Annotated in this window: 19 protein-coding genes; 7 read left to right on the forward strand and 12 right to left on the reverse strand. The window is 42.0% G+C overall.

Translation table 11 applies throughout. The annotated features are described in order from the left end of the window. Positions 1-30: 30 nt before the first annotated feature. Complete coding sequence (gene tdh, locus LGZ99_RS05810; RefSeq protein WP_036838880.1) at positions 31-1056, reverse strand: L-threonine 3-dehydrogenase; 1026 nt, start codon at positions 1054-1056, stop codon at positions 31-33. Between the two features lie 9 nt (positions 1057-1065). After that, positions 1066-2262, reverse strand: coding sequence for a glycine C-acetyltransferase (gene kbl, locus LGZ99_RS05815; RefSeq protein WP_036838877.1), 1197 nt, complete (start codon positions 2260-2262; stop codon positions 1066-1068). A gap of 232 nt (positions 2263-2494) precedes the next feature. Here kbl and rfaD point away from each other — a divergent pair, with 232 nt between their 5' ends. From rfaD to rfaC, 3 genes are read left to right on the forward strand one after another with little or no spacing between them, the layout of a single operon-like run. Then, positions 2495-3433, forward strand: coding sequence for an ADP-glyceromanno-heptose 6-epimerase (rfaD, locus tag LGZ99_RS05820; RefSeq protein ID WP_036838876.1), 939 nt, complete (start codon positions 2495-2497; stop codon positions 3431-3433). A 10-nt stretch (positions 3434-3443) separates the two neighbouring features. Then, positions 3444-4493 (forward strand): ADP-heptose--LPS heptosyltransferase RfaF, encoded by a 1050-nt coding sequence (gene rfaF, locus LGZ99_RS05825; protein WP_262978944.1) that lies wholly within the window; start codon positions 3444-3446, stop codon positions 4491-4493. Next, complete coding sequence (rfaC, locus tag LGZ99_RS05830) at positions 4493-5455, forward strand: lipopolysaccharide heptosyltransferase RfaC (RefSeq protein WP_262978945.1); 963 nt, start codon at positions 4493-4495, stop codon at positions 5453-5455. The genes rfaF and rfaC overlap by 1 nt, the downstream gene beginning before the upstream one ends. 44 nt (positions 5456-5499) lie before the next feature. On the opposite strand, the gene LGZ99_RS05835 is transcribed toward rfaC, so the two are convergent. From LGZ99_RS05835 to rfaQ, 6 genes are all read right to left on the reverse strand, one after another. Next, on the reverse strand, positions 5500-6243 hold the full coding sequence (locus LGZ99_RS05835; protein WP_023043848.1) for a glycosyltransferase family 25 protein: 744 nt from the start codon (positions 6241-6243) through the stop codon (positions 5500-5502). 34 nt (positions 6244-6277) lie between these two features. Beyond that, on the reverse strand, positions 6278-7165 hold the full coding sequence (locus LGZ99_RS05840) for a GNAT family protein (protein WP_036838870.1): 888 nt from the start codon (positions 7163-7165) through the stop codon (positions 6278-6280). Between the two features lie 33 nt (positions 7166-7198). After that, on the reverse strand, positions 7199-8155 hold the full coding sequence (locus tag LGZ99_RS05845) for a polysaccharide deacetylase family protein (protein WP_023043850.1): 957 nt from the start codon (positions 8153-8155) through the stop codon (positions 7199-7201). A 142-nt stretch (positions 8156-8297) separates the two neighbouring features. Beyond that, complete coding sequence (locus tag LGZ99_RS05850; protein WP_036838869.1) at positions 8298-9392, reverse strand: glycosyltransferase; 1095 nt, start codon at positions 9390-9392, stop codon at positions 8298-8300. Continuing rightward, the gene (locus LGZ99_RS05855; protein ID WP_036838868.1) at positions 9389-10519 is read right to left on the reverse strand and encodes a glycosyltransferase family 4 protein; all 1131 of its coding nucleotides are present in this window, start codon (positions 10517-10519) and stop codon (positions 9389-9391) included. Before LGZ99_RS05855 ends, LGZ99_RS05850 begins: the two co-directional genes overlap by 4 nt. Continuing rightward, positions 10516-11580, reverse strand: a complete 1065-nt coding sequence (gene rfaQ, locus LGZ99_RS05860; protein ID WP_021324102.1) for a putative lipopolysaccharide heptosyltransferase III — start codon at positions 11578-11580, stop codon at positions 10516-10518. The genes LGZ99_RS05855 and rfaQ overlap by 4 nt, the downstream gene beginning before the upstream one ends. A 230-nt stretch (positions 11581-11810) precedes the next feature. Between rfaQ and waaA the strand changes: the two genes are divergently transcribed. From waaA to coaD, 3 genes are read left to right on the forward strand one after another with little or no spacing between them, the layout of a single operon-like run. After that, positions 11811-13088, forward strand: a complete 1278-nt coding sequence (waaA, locus tag LGZ99_RS05865) for a lipid IV(A) 3-deoxy-D-manno-octulosonic acid transferase (RefSeq protein WP_021324103.1) — start codon at positions 11811-11813, stop codon at positions 13086-13088. Further along, positions 13089-13862, forward strand: coding sequence for a glycosyltransferase family 2 protein (locus LGZ99_RS05870; protein ID WP_036838866.1), 774 nt, complete (start codon positions 13089-13091; stop codon positions 13860-13862). It abuts the gene before it with no gap. Beyond that, positions 13862-14344: a pantetheine-phosphate adenylyltransferase gene (gene coaD, locus LGZ99_RS05875; RefSeq protein WP_036838864.1), complete on the forward strand. Its 483-nt coding sequence runs from the start codon at positions 13862-13864 to the stop codon at positions 14342-14344. Before LGZ99_RS05870 ends, coaD begins: the two co-directional genes overlap by 1 nt. A gap of 75 nt (positions 14345-14419) precedes the next feature. Here the strand turns inward: coaD and mutM are convergent, their stop codons facing one another. Continuing rightward, positions 14420-15229: a bifunctional DNA-formamidopyrimidine glycosylase/DNA-(apurinic or apyrimidinic site) lyase gene (gene mutM / locus LGZ99_RS05880; RefSeq protein ID WP_021324106.1), complete on the reverse strand. Its 810-nt coding sequence runs from the start codon at positions 15227-15229 to the stop codon at positions 14420-14422. Between the two features lie 121 nt (positions 15230-15350). On the opposite strand from mutM, the gene rfaL reads away from it, so the two are divergent. Next, positions 15351-16565, forward strand: coding sequence for an O-antigen ligase RfaL (gene rfaL, locus LGZ99_RS05885; RefSeq protein WP_036838913.1), 1215 nt, complete (start codon positions 15351-15353; stop codon positions 16563-16565). Positions 16566-16622: 57 nt separating this feature from the next. Here rfaL and LGZ99_RS05890 read toward each other — a convergent pair whose 3' ends face one another. Genes LGZ99_RS05890 through LGZ99_RS05900 form a run of 3 tightly spaced genes read right to left on the reverse strand, consistent with a single transcriptional unit; the run spans position 16623 to position 19903 of the window. Continuing rightward, positions 16623-17798, reverse strand: a complete 1176-nt coding sequence (locus tag LGZ99_RS05890) for a glycosyltransferase (protein ID WP_023043857.1) — start codon at positions 17796-17798, stop codon at positions 16623-16625. Further along, entirely contained in the window at positions 17779-18897 is a 1119-nt protein-coding gene (locus LGZ99_RS05895; protein ID WP_036838862.1) for a glycosyltransferase family 4 protein, read from the reverse strand. The genes LGZ99_RS05890 and LGZ99_RS05895 overlap by 20 nt, the downstream gene beginning before the upstream one ends. A 7-nt stretch (positions 18898-18904) precedes the next feature. Further along, positions 18905-19903, reverse strand: a complete 999-nt coding sequence (locus LGZ99_RS05900) for a glycosyltransferase family 9 protein (RefSeq protein ID WP_036838861.1) — start codon at positions 19901-19903, stop codon at positions 18905-18907. Between the last annotated feature and the right edge of the window lie 68 nt (positions 19904-19971).

Genomic DNA, 19971 nt, shown 5'->3' on the forward strand with positions numbered 1-19971 from the left:
CGCCTGTTAATCTTAGTGGTAATTTATTGATTAATCCCAGCTCAGAATAACTTTACCAGACTGCCCTGAACACATGGTGTCAAAGCCTTGCTGGAAGTCATCAATAGAGAACCGGTGAGTGATAATCGGGGTCAGATCCAAACCAGATTGAATCAATGTCGCCATTTTGTACCAGGTTTCAAACATTTCACGGCCATAAATGCCTTTAATAAACAAGCCCTTGAAAATCACCTGATTCCAGTCGATTGCCATATCTGATGGTGGAATACCCAACAGTGCGACACGGCCACCGTGATTCATGGTATTCAATAAGGTACGAAACGCCGCCGGTGCGCCGGACATTTCCAAACCAACATCAAAACCTTCAGTCATGCCTAACTCTGCCATGACATCGGTCAGATTTTCCTTGCTGACATTCACCGCACGAGTAACCCCTATTTTGCGGGCCAGTTCAAGGCGATATTCGTTAACGTCGGTAATAACAACATGGCGCGCACCAACATGTTTACACACTGCCGCAGCCATAATACCAATTGGGCCTGCACCGGAAACCAGCACATCTTCACCAACCAGATCAAAGGAAAGCGCGGTATGAACAGCATTGCCAAATGGGTCAAAAATAGAAGCCAGTTCATCAGAGATGTTATCTGGGATTTTAAACGCATTAAACGCAGGGATAACCAGATATTGAGCAAAACAACCCGGGCGGTTTACCCCGACACCGGTGGTATTACGGCATAAGTGAGTACGGCCACCACGACAGTTACGGCAGTGACCACAAGTGATATGCCCTTCGCCAGACACCCGGTCACCAATCTTAAAACCTTTCACTTCCTGACCAATAGCAACAACTTCACCAACATATTCATGACCAACAACCATAGGTACAGGAATTGTTTTTTGCGACCAGTCATCCCAGTTATAGATGTGCACATCCGTACCACAAATCGCCGTTTTACGGATTTTGATCATCACATCATTGTGCCCTAATTCCGGCTCGGGCACATCAGTCATCCAGATGCCTTCTTCTGCTTTTAACTTTGACAATGCTTTCATAGAGATGCCTTATGCAATTACTTTTAATTGCTTACCAATTCGCGTGAACGCCTCAACCGCACATTCAATTTGCTCTTCCGTATGTGCCGCTGACATTTGCGTGCGGATACGGGCCTGATTTTTAGGGACTACCGGATAGAAGAAACCGGTGACGTAAATGCCTTCTTTCAGTAATTCTGCGGCAAATTCCTGTGCCAATTTTGCATCGCCTAACATGACCGGAATGATCGCGTGATCAGCACCTGTCAGAGTGAAACCTGCCGCGGTCATTTTTTCACGGAACAGGTTGGCGTTCTTCCACAAGCGATCACGTAATGCATCACCCTCTTTCAGCATATCCAGCACTTTAATGGATGCCGCGACAATCGCCGGAGCCAGTGAATTGGAGAACAGATATGGGCGTGAGCGCTGGCGCAACCACTCAACAACTTCTTTACGCGCCGCAGTATAGCCACCGGAAGCACCACCCAGCGCTTTACCTAATGTGCCAGTAATGATGTCAATACGATCCATTACGTCACAATATTCGTGAGTACCCCGACCATGTGCACCAACAAAACCTACGGCATGGGAGTCATCCACCATCACCATTGCGCCAAATTCATCTGCCAGATCACAGATAGATTTCAGGTCAGCAATGACACCATCCATTGAGAACACACCATCTGTTGCAATCACAATATGACGCGCGTTATCTGCTTTTGCTTGCTCCAATTGTGCTCTCAGTTCCTGCATATCATTATTAGCATAGCGATAACGCTTCGCTTTACATAAGCGGACACCATCAATAATAGAAGCGTGGTTCAGAGCATCCGAGATAATGGCATCTTCCGGCCCAAACAGCGTTTCAAATAAACCGCCATTGGCATCAAAACAAGAAGAATAAAGAATGGCATCTTCCATGCCCAAAAATTCCGCCAGTTTTTTCTCCAGCGCTTTATGAGTATCCTGAGTCCCACAAATAAAGCGAACAGATGCCATACCAAAACCGTGGCTATCCATTCCCGCTTTAGCGGCAGCAATAAGATCAGGGTGATTAGCCAAACCTAAGTAGTTATTTGCGCAAAAGTTAATAACATGGCTGCCATCGGCTACAGCAATGTCAGCATTTTGGGCAGAAGTGATGATGCGCTCATTTTTGAATAACCCTTCAGAATGGGCTTGCTCTAATTGTTCATTAATTTGCTGATAAAATGATGCTGACATTTATTTTCTCCTGATTTAAGTGAAGGGTCGTTACATATTTTACTCATTGATCAGGCAACTGACGACTCTATCAGGCAGTTAATATTAACTTTGCTGTATCCGTCACGTCATGCAACCTGAATGACCATAATATTTCAGTATATTCCCCTGCTTAAGCTGCTGTCGTCATAGATGTTAGATGTTATTATAGAAGCAATTTGCTTCATTAACCCGATTGATAGAGGTGAGTCTGATGATCATTGTCACTGGCGGTGCTGGATTTATTGGCAGCAATATTGTCAAAGCACTAAATGACGAAGGATATAAAGATATTCTGGTCGTAGATAATCTGAAAGATGGTACTAAGTTCGCCAATCTGGCTGACCTGGATATTGCTGATTACATGGACAAGGAAGAGTTTATTGTTAGCATCCTGGCCGGTGATGATTTAGGTGATATTGACGCTGTTTTCCATGAAGGCGCTTGTTCATCCACAACCCAGTGGGATGGTAAGTATATGATGGATAATAACTATCAATATTCAAAAGAATTGCTGCACTATTGCCTTGAACGTGGAATTCCTTTCTTGTACGCCTCTTCCGCAGCAACCTATGGTGGCCGCAGTGATAATTTTATTGAGGAGCGTCAATATGAAAAACCTCTTAATGTTTACGGCTACTCTAAGTTCCTGTTCGACCAGTATGTCCGGGAGCTCTTGCCGCACGCTGACTCACAGATTTGTGGTTTCCGTTATTTCAATGTGTACGGGCCACGCGAAGGGCACAAAGGCAGTATGGCCAGTGTGGCATTTCATCTGAACAATCAAATCAATCAGGGGCAAAACCCCAAGCTATTTGCCGGCAGTGAAGGCTTTCAACGTGATTTTATCTATGTTGGTGATGCCGCTGCGGTTAATCTGTGGTTCTGGAAAAACGGCGTCTCCGGTATTTATAACTGTGGAACAGGTCGTTCTGAATCTTTCCAGGCAGTTGCAGATGCGGTTGTTGAATTTCATAAAGATAAATCACCAGCCGTTGAATATATTAATTTCCCTGAACATTTGAAAGGCCGTTATCAGAGCTTCACTCAGGCAGATCTGACTAAACTTCGCGCGGCGGGTTATGATAGACCATTCAAAACAGTCGCCGAAGGAGTCACGGAATATATGCATTGGCTTAATCAGGATAAATAATCTACTCGCTATGAAAATATTGGTGATCGGCCCTTCGTGGGTGGGTGACATGATGATGTCGCAGAGCCTTTACCGGACATTAAAGGCCCTGCATCCTAATGCAGAAATTGATGTGATGGCTCCAGCCTGGTGCCGTCCGCTACTGGCAAAAATGCCGGAAGTCAATCAGACACTGGCAATGCCATTAGGCCACAGAGCACTGGCATTGGGAGAACGCCATCGTCTTGGCGTCGCACTGCGTGAACATAAATATGATCGCGCTTATGTGCTGCCAAACTCTTTTAAATCTGCGTTGGTGCCTTTCTTCGCCAATATTCCTCTGCGTACCGGCTGGCGCGGTGAAATGAGATATGGATTGCTCAACGATATTCGTATACTGAATAAAGAAGCTTTCCCATTAATGGTTCAACGTTATGTCGCATTGGCTTACGATACAAAACTCAGTAGCGCTACGGAGCTTCCTCAACCATTACTGTGGCCTCAGTTGGCTGTCAGTGATGAAGATGTTGCTGAATCTACCGCAGCATTCAATATTTCTGATCACCGGCCGATTATCGGTTTCTGTCCCGGAGCAGAGTTCGGTCCGGCAAAACGTTGGCCGCACTATCATTATGCCACGTTGGCTCAACAGCTTATCACTAAAAAGGGATATCAAATTCTGCTGTTTGGTTCCGCCAAAGATCATGAAGGTGGAGAAGATATCCGCAAGTCACTGACAGAAGAAACCCGTGAATACTGTATCAATCTTGCCGGACAAACATCTCTTGAGCAGGCGGTCAATATTATTGCGGCCTGTGATGCTATTGTGGCCAACGATTCCGGTTTGATGCATGTCGCCGCGGCACTCAATCGCCCTCTCGTTGCACTCTACGGCCCAAGCAGCCCAGATTTTACTCCGCCATTGTCTGATAAAGCAGAAGTTATCCGCCTTATTACTGGCTATCATAAGGTCAGAAAAGGTGATAGTGCACACGGCTATCATCAGAGTCTGATTGATATTCAACCAGAGCAGGTTATGGCTTCTCTGGATAAATTATTACAAGCGGAGAACCAGGATTAATGCGGGTTTTACTGGTTAAGACTTCTTCCATGGGAGATGTACTCCACTCTCTCCCCGCACTGACTGATGCAGAAAAAAACCTGCCTGGTGTCCGTTTTGACTGGGTGGTAGAAGAAGGATTTGCACAAATTCCCGGCTGGCACAGTGCAGTCGATCAAGTTATTCCTGTTGCTATTCGCCGCTGGCGTAAGAACTGGTTTGGTGAAGAGATCCGCGCAGAACGCTGTTTATTTAAAGAAAAACTAAAATTACATCATTATGATGCCATTATTGATGCTCAGGGGTTATTAAAGAGTGCATTTCTGGTAACTCGATTAGCTCATGGCCCTAAACATGGTTACGACCGTAAAAGTATCCGTGAGCCATTAGCGAGTTTTTTTTATGATTGCCGCCATGCAGTCAGCAAGCAGCAACATGCCGTAGAACGTATCCGCGAGCTGTTTGCTGTCAGCCTGGGTTATGCTAAACCCGCAGAGCTGGGCGATTATGGTATTGCCCGTCACTTTTTAAAGCAACAATCAGAAAATCAAGGGAATTATCTGGTTTTTCTCCATGCCACTACCCGTGATGAAAAACACTGGCCGGAAAGCCATTGGCGTCAGCTTATTGCTGAAATTCAGCCGACGGGTGTGCGAATTAAACTTCCCTGGGGAGCAGAACATGAGCACCAACGTGCATTGAGGCTGGCGGAAGATCTCCCTCATGTGGAGGTTCTGCCAAAACTGACTTTGGCACAAGTCGCTCGGGAATTGGCAGGGGCACAAGCCGTTGTTTCTGTTGATACTGGCCTGAGCCACCTCACCGCCGCACTGGATCGCCCTAATATTACGCTGTTTGGCCCAACCGATCCGGGCCTGATCGGAGGGTACGGCAAGGAACAGATATCCTTGAAAGCAGAAGATGGGAATATCAAAAGTATTACGCCATCGAAAGTACTCTCCTATCTCCGGCAAAAAATATAAAATTAATTTCAAAATACTGGCTAAATGCACCCTTTAACCAGTATTCAATCTTTTTTAATTTTATATATTTTTCTAACAAAGATTTTCCATAATATATTTTTAATCTTTACAGAAAAGGGCCTTCTTTTCCTTATTTCTTTCCAAATTTTTCCTGCCTTAATATTATGCTCACTATCCCGCCCCGATATGGTTGTATTAACAGCATCCTCACTTTCTGTAACCAAAACAGGCACTGTACAACATAATTTTATAACGCCATTTTCCCTGAAAAACTCCCAGCGATCTGCAACCAGCCATACAGGATAAAGGAAAGCAATGAGGTTTTTAGCTGCCTGATTATTCAATACATAACCACAAGTTAATGAAGCATTCAATACCGATTTAATATCCACACCACAAGGAAGCTTATATTTGGAATGTTCAAAATATTGACCAGCTTTACTCAAAAGAATAGCAGAAGGGGCTATTATCTTTTCTTGCTGGATTTCATTTAAGAATTCAGGCAAATGTTCATTTAAGATAACATCATCCTCTAATATTAATGCCATAGGAATATTATTTTCAACTATATTCCTGTAGATTTTTATATGACTTAAAGCACACCCAATCTCACCAGGCGTTATAGCATCACTTAATTCTCTTGTTTGCCTCTGTAACTCCTCCTGTGATAACAGGCGGCCATCAACAGCCTCAATAAATTCATAATCTAAGTTTAGTTTAATACATTGTTCTTCTATTCTTTGCCTTCTCTCTGTAGAATGTTTAAGATTAACAATAAAAGTTTTCATATCCTGTGCTAATGCTCCATTATTATCATAATGATTAAGGAAAAATCACTCTTTGTAAGTTGTCTCTATTACACCACCTATTTTTATATTCAAATGTTGGCCGCCCGAAACTAAATCTCATCTCCAAATTATTTTCATGACTATATTCAATAGCATCCTTAACATTAACCCATGTAGAAACTGTTCCTAACGACAGATTAGGATAACTCAAATCCATTCCGCTATTAACGTAGTCATAGCAAATCCATTTTTCACATTGTTTTTTAACAATAAATTGCATTGCGCAAGGATTTCCTTCTAACCATAAAATATTACCGAAATTTATAGCGGGTATTTCTTCAAGAATTTCTTGCATTTCATTTTTATATGCATGTTCATTCCTGCGTTTAAAATAGAGATAATCATAAATATCTGTTAACTCTTTCGCATCATAATGATCAACATTAACAACACTCCCCCCACTTTTTATAAAACGATTCAACTCTCTATTTCTTGTTTCTCTTGTTTTTCTAGAGATATCCTTAACCAGACAGATCTGTCTTTTAGAATTTAATTTTTCCGAACAGTTAATAGTATTAACTTTATTTTTTGACGACATAAACTTTGATTTAAATGGAATAATAGATCTAACATCCGATCTAATCGGCAATATTATCTCATCAAAATTAAGTGGATATTTGTTAATTCCTTCTTTAATGACAATTTTCTGCTCACCAGCGAGGTAACGATCTCTCCAGCTACAGATACCACCAATGATATTTCCTGAACCATCTCTTTTTATATGGAATTTCTCATTTAGCTGAAAACGCTTATGGAAAAAATCCAAGACTTTTGGAGAAGTGATCACACTTCCCCCATATAAATTATAAGCCTCTCGATAATCATCAAAAGAACCTAATTTCCAACCAAAATTCAGTAGCATCAGTTAATCCTATCAGTTTTATTTTCTCAATTATTACGACTTCTTTAACTGGTAATATTCAGCCAATGTCATCCCTTGAACCCGCGATTTCAAATAGTTAAATAATTCCTCCAAATCCTGATAAAGACTCTCAATTTGTTCTTCATTTTTAAATGTCGGGCTACCACCAGGCATAAATTCAGATGAATGCAGCATAAATTCAACATAATCACAGCCTTCTGCCAATGTTTGCTGAATAACTTTCTTCATTTGCTCCAGATTACCGCCTTTTGGCCGTAACCAGTTAACGGAAGGAGAACGCTGCTTTCCGCGCAAATTATCGTATTTCTGTTTCAGGGAGTTCATCAACGGCGAGTGCTTATATTGGATGCTCATTGGTACTTCCAGCAAAGAAGAACCGCCTTCTTTGGCGATATCCTGCAAATCCATAAAATAGGCATAAGATGGAAAGTGGCTATAATCAGTTCCACCGTTACCATTAGGATCACCTTTTGTGAAACGCCAATTAACCCGCGGCGTTACCGAACAATCGACTTGATAGCCATATTCCACCAACAATTCAGCATAATATTCATTAAATGCCCAACGACCCGCCCGATGGCTTAACATTTTAGTTTGTAGTTTATCTTCTAATAACTGAGTCATTAAACCAACTTTGGCTCTGACCTGTTCTTTTGGAAATTCAATTAGATAAGGTTTATAGCGCATATCATCGTCGGTAAGAGGAACAAGAGGTGGATTATTCCAGGCATGTAAATGCATACCTATTTCACCTTGACCTCTGGCAATAACATCTTTAGCAAAGTCAATGTATAAATCATCCATAGCCATCTCATAGTTCGTCAACCAAACTGGTTTAAAACCAAAACGTTCGCATAGACTCTGAAATCTTGGTAAATAACGCGTATTTTCTGTCGAAATCTGACTGTGGTTTTGCCACAAGTCATCACCTTCAGTATCAATCGTGATAATAAATGCGGGTAAAGTCATTAGAGATGCGCCCAAAACAGACCCAAAATAATGGCGTTATGGTACGCAGGTCAGCGATACAGCGCAATTAACTTATCGCTAAAACAGTAGCTATGTGCAGCTTTATTTACTCATATTAAACAATTAGTTAGCTTATTCAGCTTTATAAAGATAAATATCTTGCCAAAACAATATCTAAATCAAACTTCTTATACATATCCTCTGTGATGACAGGAGGCTCCAAGAAAACAAGCTTCATTTTTTCTGCAAGTGAGCCAACTGTCAGTTCTGATTTATATTTTTCCAGCTCACCAACCATAATTTCATTCACTCCACCCGGACATGCCACACTGACAATTGGAGTATCGCAAATCAATGATTCAATCAGTACATTACCCAGCCCTTCACTGTCAGAACTCAAGACAACCGCTTTAGCTCCACGAATAACAGGTAATGGATTTTCGAGGAATCCGGTTAAGATGACTTTAGATTGTAAGTTTAAATCCACAATCTTTTGTTTTATCTGTTGAGTAATAGACTCATCTCCATGACCAACAATCAATAATTTACATGGCAAAGCTGCTTTCGCAAAAGCCTCTAATAAACGATCATGCCGCTTAACCTGGTGAAATCGGCCAACATGTAATAAATACGTTTCATCCGAATAAGGATTATTTTGCAAAGATTTTTCTTTAATGTCAGGAATATTAAAAGGATTATAAATTGTCACCATTTTCTTAGGCATGAGTGACAGATTAATTGCTAAATCTTTCCCAACGGCATCAGATACACAAATTAGATTCCGGTTGTTATATGTCCATTTAATTTTCTGTTTTTTTATCCAACGGGGTAATCCGCTTTTATTGCCAAGGTACGAACTCGAGAACACACCATGAATACAAAACCACACATTTAATCCCGCCAGTACCTTTGATTTCACGACAATGCGATCGGTTTTATGCAAATTTGATACAATCAATGAGGGGATTCCCTTCCGAAGAAATATTTTTTCTAAAACTTTATCCATAGATTTAGCCCTACGGCAAATCTCAGTCTGTCTTCTGAAAGGCCCATTGTACTCGTCAGCATCAATAATTAGTTCAATACCACCAGGCACTAAATACTCACATTTTTCCGCCAGAGAAAGCAGCGTAATATCATACCCTTTCTGTTGCAGACCATCACAAAGCCGGATAGTGACATTTTCTGCACCTCCACCAGGTAATCCATCAATGATAAATAATATGTGTCCTTTCATGATGAGAGCACCCTTTCGTATAGTCCAATCAGCTGTTGTGATAAATGTTGCGGTGTATAAGGCAGTACCTTAGTTCTCGCTAATTCCGACATTTTATTATTCAAATGATCAGAAGGCGTATTTTGAATCGCTTCTGTAATATCCCGGATATTCAAAGCATCACATATAAACCCGTTACTTCCAGAGGTAACAAATTCAGCACCACCGCATGTTGTACTGGTTATGACCGGAAGCCCACAAGCCATTGCCTCCAATATCACATTTGGGAATGGATCATATAAGGTAGGTAACAATAAGCCATCTGCAATCTGATAAAAAGGCAGTGTCTTTTTCTGAATGCCCATAAATCTGATTCGCTCATTGCACCCCAGAGAATTGGCTAATTGCTTATATTTCTTCTCTTCTTTATCCTGACCCACAACAATTAAATAGGCATCAGTAGCACTCACTGCTTGAATCGCTACTTTTAGCCCCTTTCGCTCAAACCCGGAACCAACATAAACGAAACATTTCGCCTGTTGGGGAAGATCATACTCTTTCCTTAACAGCATTCTCTGAGATGCTATTGCCGGAAAAAATTGCTTATGATCTATCGCATTATAAATAACTGATATTTTTTTCTGCGAAAGGCCAAAATCCGCCATGACCTCTCGTTTTACCATTTCCGAGTTACAAATAACCATTTTTAGTTCTGGTGCCGAATACATTTTTTGCTCAGCATCCATCACATAACGATGGTAACGACTCGCAAAAAGTAATTTGCCTCTCCAGGAAGATAAAACCCGGGCACGCTGCTGCAACCACCGCTGATGAACACCATCACCCGCACGGTAAATATCGCAACCCGCAATGCGTTCGTGACTTTGAACAAGATCAAATTGCTCTTTTTCCCATACTGCTCTGGCCGCTTTAGCAAATCCTCTCTCACGGCTGATTCTTCCCCATTTATGAGGATTTGCTAAATGAACATACCAGTCAGGGCTAATGTCTCCCTGCCAAGAACGAGTAATAACATTAAGCTCCAGATTTTCATTACCTAAAGCTTCTAAGGCGCGGGAGACAAAACGTTCTGCACCACCATCCGGGCGATATTTCTGCCGAACAATCGCAAGACGTACTGATTTCATAATAAATTTCTCCGGGCAGCAGCAATAACTACATCACTGGGAATGACATTCAGATAACGTATGCCCGTTTTAGTATCAACATCATCAGGATCAGGTAAATCACCGTAATCACCAGCCCAAATTACTTCACCCTTCGCTTCCCATGGGTGCCAGAATACTAACTTTGATGGCCCAAATAAAGCAATACAAGGTGTTTTCAATGCTGCGGCCATATGCATAGAAATAGAGTCTACCCCTATGAATAAATTAGCTTCATCAATCAGCGCTGCAAGTTGAGGCAAGGTTAATAGGCCAGCAAAAGAAATAACTCTTTCTTTTGGGCAGCTTGATAAAATAGTCTCGACCATATCTTCTTCCTTACGATCTGGCCCAGAGGTAACAACAATTGCCCCACCATCAGACTGTAATGCACTAATCGTTTCACCCATCTTTTTCTCATCCCAACATTTGAAAAACCAGCGGGATGTTGGCTGCACAACAATATATTTTTGACTTACCCCGTGCTGCTCAAGAAGTGCCCGGACAACTTCTCTATCTTCCTGACGGTAACTCATTGTCACTTTAGTACTGGTCGATGGAAGATTTAACAGCGAAAGAGTTGACAAATTTTGCTCAACAATATGCAAAAATTCACTATGCTCTGTCGGCACTAGATTTGTGAAACATTTTTTCCAAAACAGGCTTCGTCGTTTTGCTAAATCAAACCCAATACGTACTTTTGCTCTGGTAAATCGTGTCACAAACGCACTATACCATTGATCAGAGAGATTAATAACTATGTCATAGTTACGCTTCCTTAATTGTTTAAGTAATCTCCATTCATGACGAAAACGTGCTCTGGTTCCTTGCTTCTTCCATTGCCTATCCATACAAAATAGATTTGCCACAGAAGAAAAATTAGCCAGTATCGGTTCTGTTTCTTTGTAGAGTAAAACATCAATGTCTACTGAGGGATAATTATCCTTCAGAGTATTAATAACCGGTGTAACTAATAGCACATCACCATGATGTCGTAACTTTATTATCAGAATACGGCTAAATCGAGTTGGTAATTTACTCATGGCATTCCCAGTATAAAGGCACAGATAATAAGGAAAAAGCTGTCTCTATATGTTCGGAAGCTGCAAGAAACCCCTGCTACTTTTATATATAATAGAAGCACAATTTTACCCCAAAAACCTAATTTACCGTTCCTATTCTGTTCAGATTCTAGAAGCCATACGCATTTTCATACTTTCTTTGAAGCAGTGTGGTACTATTGGCGCTAATTTATATAAATGAATTTGATAGAATGTTACTGCGTTTATATCAGGTACTTCTCTACCTTATCCAACCTCTGATTTGGTTGCGCTTATTACTTCGCAGCCGCAAGGCTCCGGCTTACCGTAAACGTTGGGGTGAACGTTATGGTTTCTGTGCCGGTAAAGTTGCCGCTGGGGGCATTCTGCTTCACTCAGTGTCCGTCGGTGAGACATTGGCTGCAATCCCTTTAGTTAGAGCTTTACGCCATCATTATCCTTTTTTACCGATTACGGTGACGACGATGACACCAACGGGTTCAGAAAGAGTCCTCTCCGCGTTGGGAAATGATGTCAATCACGTCTATTTGCCATACGATCTTCCCGGCTCCATGGAGCGTTTTCTCAATCAAGTTAATCCAAAGTTAGTCATCATTATGGAAACAGAGCTTTGGCCTAATCTGATTTTTCAACTCCATCGACGTAACATTCCTCTGGTTATTGCTAATGCCCGTTTATCTGCACGTTCAGCGGCGGGATACCAGAAAGTCGGTAATTTCGTAAAAATAATTTTACGAAAAATTACCCTGATTGCGGCTCAGAATCAGGAAGATAGCGAACGTTTTATTGAACTGGGTTTGCGGCGCTCTCAACTGGCTGTCACCGGTAGTTTAAAATTCGATATCTCAGTAACACCTGAATTGGCCGCTAAGGCCGTAACACTACGACGCCAATGGGCTGCTCGCCGTCCTGTCTGGATAGCGACCAGTACTCATGATGGAGAAGAGAGCATTATTCTGGATGCTCATTGCAAGTTACTAAAACAATGTCCAAATCTGCTGCTGATCCTGGTGCCACGCCATCCTGAACGTTTTGCTAAAGCTGAAGAATTAACAAAGAAAGCCGGGCTAAGTTATATCCTTCGCAGCTCCGATAAAATTCCTGACGCCAATATTCAAGTTGTTATCGGCGATACTATGGGTGAGCTGATGCTGCTCTATGGTATTGCCGATCTGGCTTTTGTTGGTGGCAGCCTAGTTGAACGCGGTGGGCATAACCCACTGGAAGCCGCAGCTCATGCCATTCCAGTGTTGATGGGCCCACATACCTTTAACTTTAAAGATATCTGCGCCAAACTGGATCAGGCTAATGGTCTGATTACCGTTACGGATAGCCAGTCTTTATTCACCGAAATCAATAGCTTACTGACTGACGAAGATTATCGCCTGTATTATGGCCGCCACGCAGCGGAAGTATTACATGAAAATCAGGGAGCACTTCAACGTCTGCTTAAATTACTGGAACCCTACCTCCCATCCCGGAGTCACTAAATGAATGAGAGAAAGCGCCTTTCCGTTGTAATGATTGCTAAGAACTCAGCGGATCTGATAGCAGATTGCCTGGCCTCAGTCAGTTGGGCTGATGAGATCATCGTGCTTGATTCTGGCAGTTCAGACGATACCTGCCAGATAGCACAGGCAATGGGGGCAAAAGTATTCTCTAATATTCACTGGCCGGGGTTTGGTCGTCAGCGTCAACTGGCTCAGCAATATGCTTCTGGCGATTATATTTTTATGATTGATACCGATGAGCGTGTGACGCCAGAACTGAGAATATCCATAGAGCAGGTTCTGGCACATGCTGATGACAATAAGGTCTATAGTTGCGCCCGCCGGAATCTGTTTCTTGGCCGCTTTATGCAACACAGCGGCTGGTACCCAGATCGAGTTATTCGCCTCTACGCCCGCAATCGTTATCAATACAATGATAATCAGGTTCATGAATCCCTTGAATCTCATGGAGTTCCAATTGTTATTTTGAAAGGGGATTTACGCCATCTTACTTGCCGTAATCTGATTGAGTTTCAGACAAAACAGCTGAATTACGCTAAAGCATGGGCAAAACAGCGTCATGAACAAGGTAAACAGTGCAGTTATTTTTCGATTTTCAGTCATACTTTTGGGGCTTTCTTTAAAACCTGGCTGTTGCGTGCTGGCTTTCTTGATGGTAAACAGGGATTAGTACTGGCTATCGTTAACGCTCAATATACGTTTAATAAGTATGTCGCGTTGTGGGAAAAGAGATTGCAAAAGGGTAAAAATTGATGACAACCAAAGCTATTTATCCCGGAACATTTGATCCTGTTACCTATGGGCATATTGATATCGTTACCCGCGCTGCAAATATGTTTGACCACGTTTTATTTGCTATCGCCAATAGCGCCAGAAAGAACCCAATGTTTACTCTGGATGAGCGCATTACCCTGGCGAAAGAGGTGACCTCACATCTGGATAATGTAGAAGTGGTCGGCTTTTGTGAATTGATGGCTAATTTCGCCAAAAAACAACAAGTCAATGTTCTTATCCGCGGTCTCCGTTCAGTATCTGATTTTGAGTATGAATGGCAGCTCGCCAATATGAACCGCCACTTTATGCCTGAGTTAGAAAGTGTCTTTTTACTGCCATCACAAAATCTCTCGTTTATATCTTCATCCTTGATTAAAGATGTCGCCCGCCACGATGGCGATATCTCATCATTTCTACCAGAACCTGTTGCACAAGCCATGCTAAAAAAACTCGGCAAGTAATTTACTGAGCTTACTGGGAGCGACGCACAGTAGGATCGCTCCCTATGCTACGCCTCCCCAAGTTTCCGGTATCAACTAAAACTGACAGCGACGACAAAAGAAAGTACTGCGCTGCCCAAGTTTAATACTTTCTATTTTCTCACCACAAATCCGGCATGGCTCTCCTGCCCTACCATACACAAACAGTTCCTGAGCAAAATACCCCGGTTTACCATCAGATTGCAGGAAATCCCTGAGTGTTGTCCCTCCCTGCTCAATCGATCGTTGCAGGACCTTTTTAATCGTTTCTGCTAGTAAATCCGCCTCACGCTCAGTTAATGTATATGCTGGGCGATCAGGCCGAATATGAGCAGTAAACAACGCTTCATTCGCATAGATATTACCGACACCGACAACCAGTTTATTATCCATTAACCAAGGCTTAATCAATGTTCTTTTACTATTTGATCGGGTGTAGAGATAAGCACCGTTAAAATCATTAGAAAGTGGTTCAGGCCCCAAATGCGTTAATACTGAGCACTGATTGAGATCATCACTCCATAGCCACGCTCCAAATCGTCTTGGGTCGGTATAACGCAAAACCTTGCCGTCTGCCATGACTAAATCCACATGATCATGTTTCTCCGCAGGGCGTTCCTCCAATAAGATCCGCAAACTGCCCGACATCCCCAAATGGACAATAATCCAACCATCTGCCAATTCAATCAGCAAATATTTGGCCCGGCGTTGAACACTGAGCACAAGCTGATCACTCAGCTTCATAATTTCTTCCGCTACCGGCCAACGTAACCTCCCATTCCGGACTACCGCATGTTGGATCACGTTCCCTACCAGATGTGGTTCTATCCCTCTCCGGCTGGTTTCTACCTCTGGTAGTTCTGGCATGATAATAACTCCTGTATTATGTCTGTTTGTTTCAACTCTATTGCATCTCAGCAGATTAAGATAATCTTTTCATGTATCATTTCCAACCAAGTTCAACCGAAATGAAAACAGATTGATGAATATGTTTAATCTTAGAAGTTGTAATAAAAAATCATTATGGAATTTATCGCTTATTGGGATTTATATAGCCCTTGTTTATCTACCTGATATAACAAGATATAAAAACCTGGTTATTATCCTGATTGGCATAACCGCGCTGACCTATCTGGTAACAGATTTTCGTCAGGTAATGCACTCTATGCGTAATTCGCTATTCCTATCTATTTTGCTATTCATCTTAGCAATGTTCTATTCAGTCGCGATTTCAGTCGATCCCGCGTTGAGTTTTCAAGAGATGAATAAACCTATTCTAAATGGATTGCTGCTGTTCAGTTTTACTTTTCCGGTTGTATTGTACAAAGAGAATAAAGAAAGCATTGCCAAGATGATTCTGTTCTCATTCGCCATTGGGATGCTGGCAATATGCCTGACTGATATCGGTAGATACATTATTAACTACAATCGGGGTGAAATGCCGTTTACCGACTACAACCACCGGGAATTTTCTTACGGTTTTATTTTCTATTTCCCAATATTACTTTGCACCTGGGCATTGTGGAAAAAGCATACCTTAGTTAGCTGGCTGATATTGGCTGTTGCTTCGGCTATCAGCCTGTTTCTGTTGTTAGGCACCTTAACCCGTGGTGCCTGGGTAGCTGCTGTTGTTATAACGACCTTTATCATCACTATTAACCGGGAATGGAAACTAATTATAGTGGCAGGTTTAAGCCTTAGTCTTTTGGCCGGAGTTAGCCACCTCACTATGACAGATAATGCAAATACCAAATTACTATTTAAACTTACCCAAACAGATAGCAGCTATCGCTATACCAATGGCACCCAAGGAGCTGCTTTTGAGTTAATTCTGGAAAATCCAATTAAAGGCTATGGTTATGGCAATAAAGTCTACCATAAGGTCTACAACGAACGAGTTGCTGACTATCCAGGCTGGGTATTTCGCACGTCTATCGGCCCCCATAATATCTTTCTGGCGCTCTGGTTTGCAGGTGGAATCATCGGCCTAATCACAACTTTATTGATGACTATCTCAGCACTGTACACCGGTAGTCATATTATCACCCGTAACAACGGAAGGATAAAGCAGGCAGGCACTATTCTACTGACCGGGTTTATCGGGCTATTTATTGTCCGTGGCGCCTTTGAAAATACCTATATCAATGAAATAGGTATTTTATTTGGCTTGATGATTGCGCTGTATAAAAAGAAAAGTGACTAGCAAAATATTCCAGCTATATCATCAGTGGCTGTATATCGCCTATCTCTACACCGATTATTATGCAGAAATGTCCTTTGATATCGTCTGCATAATAAGCCTGGCCCGTTTATCCCAGTTAAGATGCTCTGTTACCAGCATTTTTGCATAACTGACTTGCGCTTTAACTCTCTCTGAATTGTCTCTCAATAACTGGATTTGCTGAGCAAAACTTTCCGCATTCTCACTGTCAGCAAAACTGACTGCATTTTCATCAACCACATCACGAATAGAAGGAAAATCGGAAATAACCACAGGTTTCCCCATCGCCATATACTCAAATAGCTTCAGTGGTGAGGTATAGCGGCTACCAATACTGGTTTTAGTTAATGGCAACAGACAAATATCATTATCTGCAATTATCTGGAAACGCAATTTAGGCTGAATAAACCCAAGAAAATTGACTCGGTCACAAACACCAATCTGCTGAGCAATCTGCCGTAACTGTTGAATCTGTTCTGGTTCACCACCCGCAATATTCAGTACTGCATCTTCAAGATGACTCATCGCCTTAATCGCCGTCGGAACCCCCTTCCAACGATGCAAACTTCCCAGATAAAGAATTTGGGTTGGTAATTTGTGGTTAGTTAATGCGAGTTCATTTGATGATATCGACTCTACTGCCAGCATATCTACACCATCTGGCGTAACAACAATAGATGTATCGACCTTATATTCATTGATAATGTCATCACGCAGTAGCGACGTCAGAACAAAAACAACCCTGGACTGACTATAAACAAGATGTTCAGTTTCTCTTAACTTCTCATATTTATGCTGATCTTTATTTTTACTCAAATCATGTGACTCTTTAAACGATTGAGCAAAAACCTCATGACTTTCGAAAAAAAGAGGAATTTCTGGATGTTTACATAAGAGATACTTCGCCATTTTCAGATTACGGGTAAAAACGGCATCTATCCTGTTCTTTTTCAACCAACTGGAAACCTGAAAATAGAACATCTTTTGGGTATTCAACGGAAAGTACCATTTACGCCGGATATTGCGTAATGATATCAATTTAGCCGATGATGATAATGAGCGTCCAAGAATCTCCTCTACGGTATTTTTACCTTCAGGCGTAACCAGATAGACATCAGCCCCCTGTCGAGCAAACGCATCAACATTCTGCAAAATTTGTAATGATGCAACCCGATAGTCAGGAACCGGATAAGGATCAATATAGGCAATCTTCATTGTTTATTGCTTTCAGTAAACGATTTGCTGAATGTTCCCAGGTATACATTGTTTCAATCCGCTGGCGAGCTTCTTTTCCCATTCTTTGCCCTCTGTCTGGCTGAGACAATAAAAAATTAACTGCATCGACAATGGCTGAAGCATCCCCTGGCGTGACCAAAATACCTGACTTATTCTCGTTACCGACAACTTCCGGTATGCCTCCGATATAACTGGCAATAACAGGTCTGCCACACGCCATAGCTTCCGCGATTGTTATTCCAAACGCTTCATCACCAATACTTGGGAAGATCCCCGCATCACCAGCAACATAATATTCAGGCAATTGATCATGTCCTACCGGTGGGTGAAAAATTACCTGTTTTTCCAATCGCAGTGCCGCAACCCGTTTTTCCAGACGTTTCAGATCTTCACCCGCTCCGATAATCAGTAATTTAACATCTTTATCCTGTAGCTGAGCCATTGCATCAACCGCCACATGCATACCTTTCCAGCCAACCAAACGCCCGGCAAAGGTCAGTAAAAATGTTTCATCACTGATTCCAAGACGAGTTCTGACAGAAGAGTCAGTCGGCCTGAATTTATTAATATCAACTCCGTTGTAAATAACCTTTGGGAATTGTTTAAAATGGTGCTGAATCTGCCAAGCATTAAAATGACTGCATGCTACCCAGGCTGAAATTCGTTTACTCAGCGTCCTGTCACCCTTGAAGAAACTGGTACCGCCGCTCATATAACAAAACTTAGTACGACTCCCTTTTGGCATCATTCGTGGCCAGAAAAAATCAAATGGTTTAGTCAGAATAATCCAGTCAAAATCTTCAGTAATCACCGTATTACGGGCATGGCGGGCAAACGAGTAGCGTTCAATAATACGCTGAAAACGCCGGCCGATATTAATCACTTTCTCTCTGGGAGTGAATGGAAAAGTATGAATCTGTATTGTTCTCCCATTTAGCTCTGGCCGGACATCACCCGTTCCCCCCAAAATATGGATCTCATGACCGGCATCAGTCAGCGCTTTCGCAAGTTCCCAGACTGCCGTCTGAATTCCACCGTAAGACATAGTCACAGTGACATCAATTAAACCTATTTTCATCTGTCTATTACCCTGCTGACCTGGTTGCCAATAATTTCTGAGTTGCCTGCCAGACTTGTTCAACAGATATAGCAGACATCGAATCTTCACGTGTGGCTTGCATATAATGAACAGGATGCTCAATCACTACCAAATGTGCATGTTGTTGAGGCGCTAAAAAACGGCCCGGGTGAAAACTGTGATACATCGCAACCATCGGGATACCTAATGCGCCTGCTAAATGGGTCGGCCCAGTATCAACACCAACGTACAAATCAAGTTTACTCATCATTGCCGCATTCTGTCGCATTGTCAGTCTCCCTACCAACGAAGTACATTTTTCAGCACCGAGTCTTTCTGCCAGTGATTGAGCAACAATTTCACCATCAGCGCTGCCTAATAACATAATATGCGAATGTGGATAACCGCGATAAATGCATTGCGCTAATTTATAAAAATGTTCAACCGGCCAGTCACGATAAGCTTTTGCCGGGAAGCTTTGTAACTGAAAACCAATCAGGAGCTTATTATTCAAATGATGCTGCCGCATAAAATCATCGGCAAAACGGAGTTCCCCTTCACTAACACAATAATTCAACCGCCAATCACTCACCTCAACATCTACCGCATTAGCCAGCATCGCCCGTTCTTGTTGAGCTGGCACTAATACTTCCGGCTTTTTCACTGCCATCCAACCCGATTGCAACGAAGATTCATCTGAAAATGAAACTGTTAAGTATGATTTGCGTTTTGCATACTGTAATAACGGTTTATCGTCGCTATATACTAAAGCTAAATCATAATGCTTACGGGTAAACCAACCACACCATTTTGCTTTGCCTTTTGAAAAAGCAGTCAATCTATTGATATCACTTATATTTTCAAGGATCTGTTTAGTTCTTTTATGCGCCATAACATCAATATTCGCACCAGGCCACTTCTGTTTTAAAGCACGAAGTACCGGTGTCACCAGTAAGGTATCACCGAAACGCGCTATGACAATGACCAGAATATTTTGGATTTGCATAAGACAATTATCTGATTAATCTGCTATAAAATTCAACAAAATATACAACAAAGCTTTTTTGTATGCTA

It is taken from the genome of Photorhabdus temperata (genome assembly GCF_025384845.1).
GTDB lineage: Bacteria > Pseudomonadota > Gammaproteobacteria > Enterobacterales > Enterobacteriaceae > Photorhabdus > Photorhabdus temperata.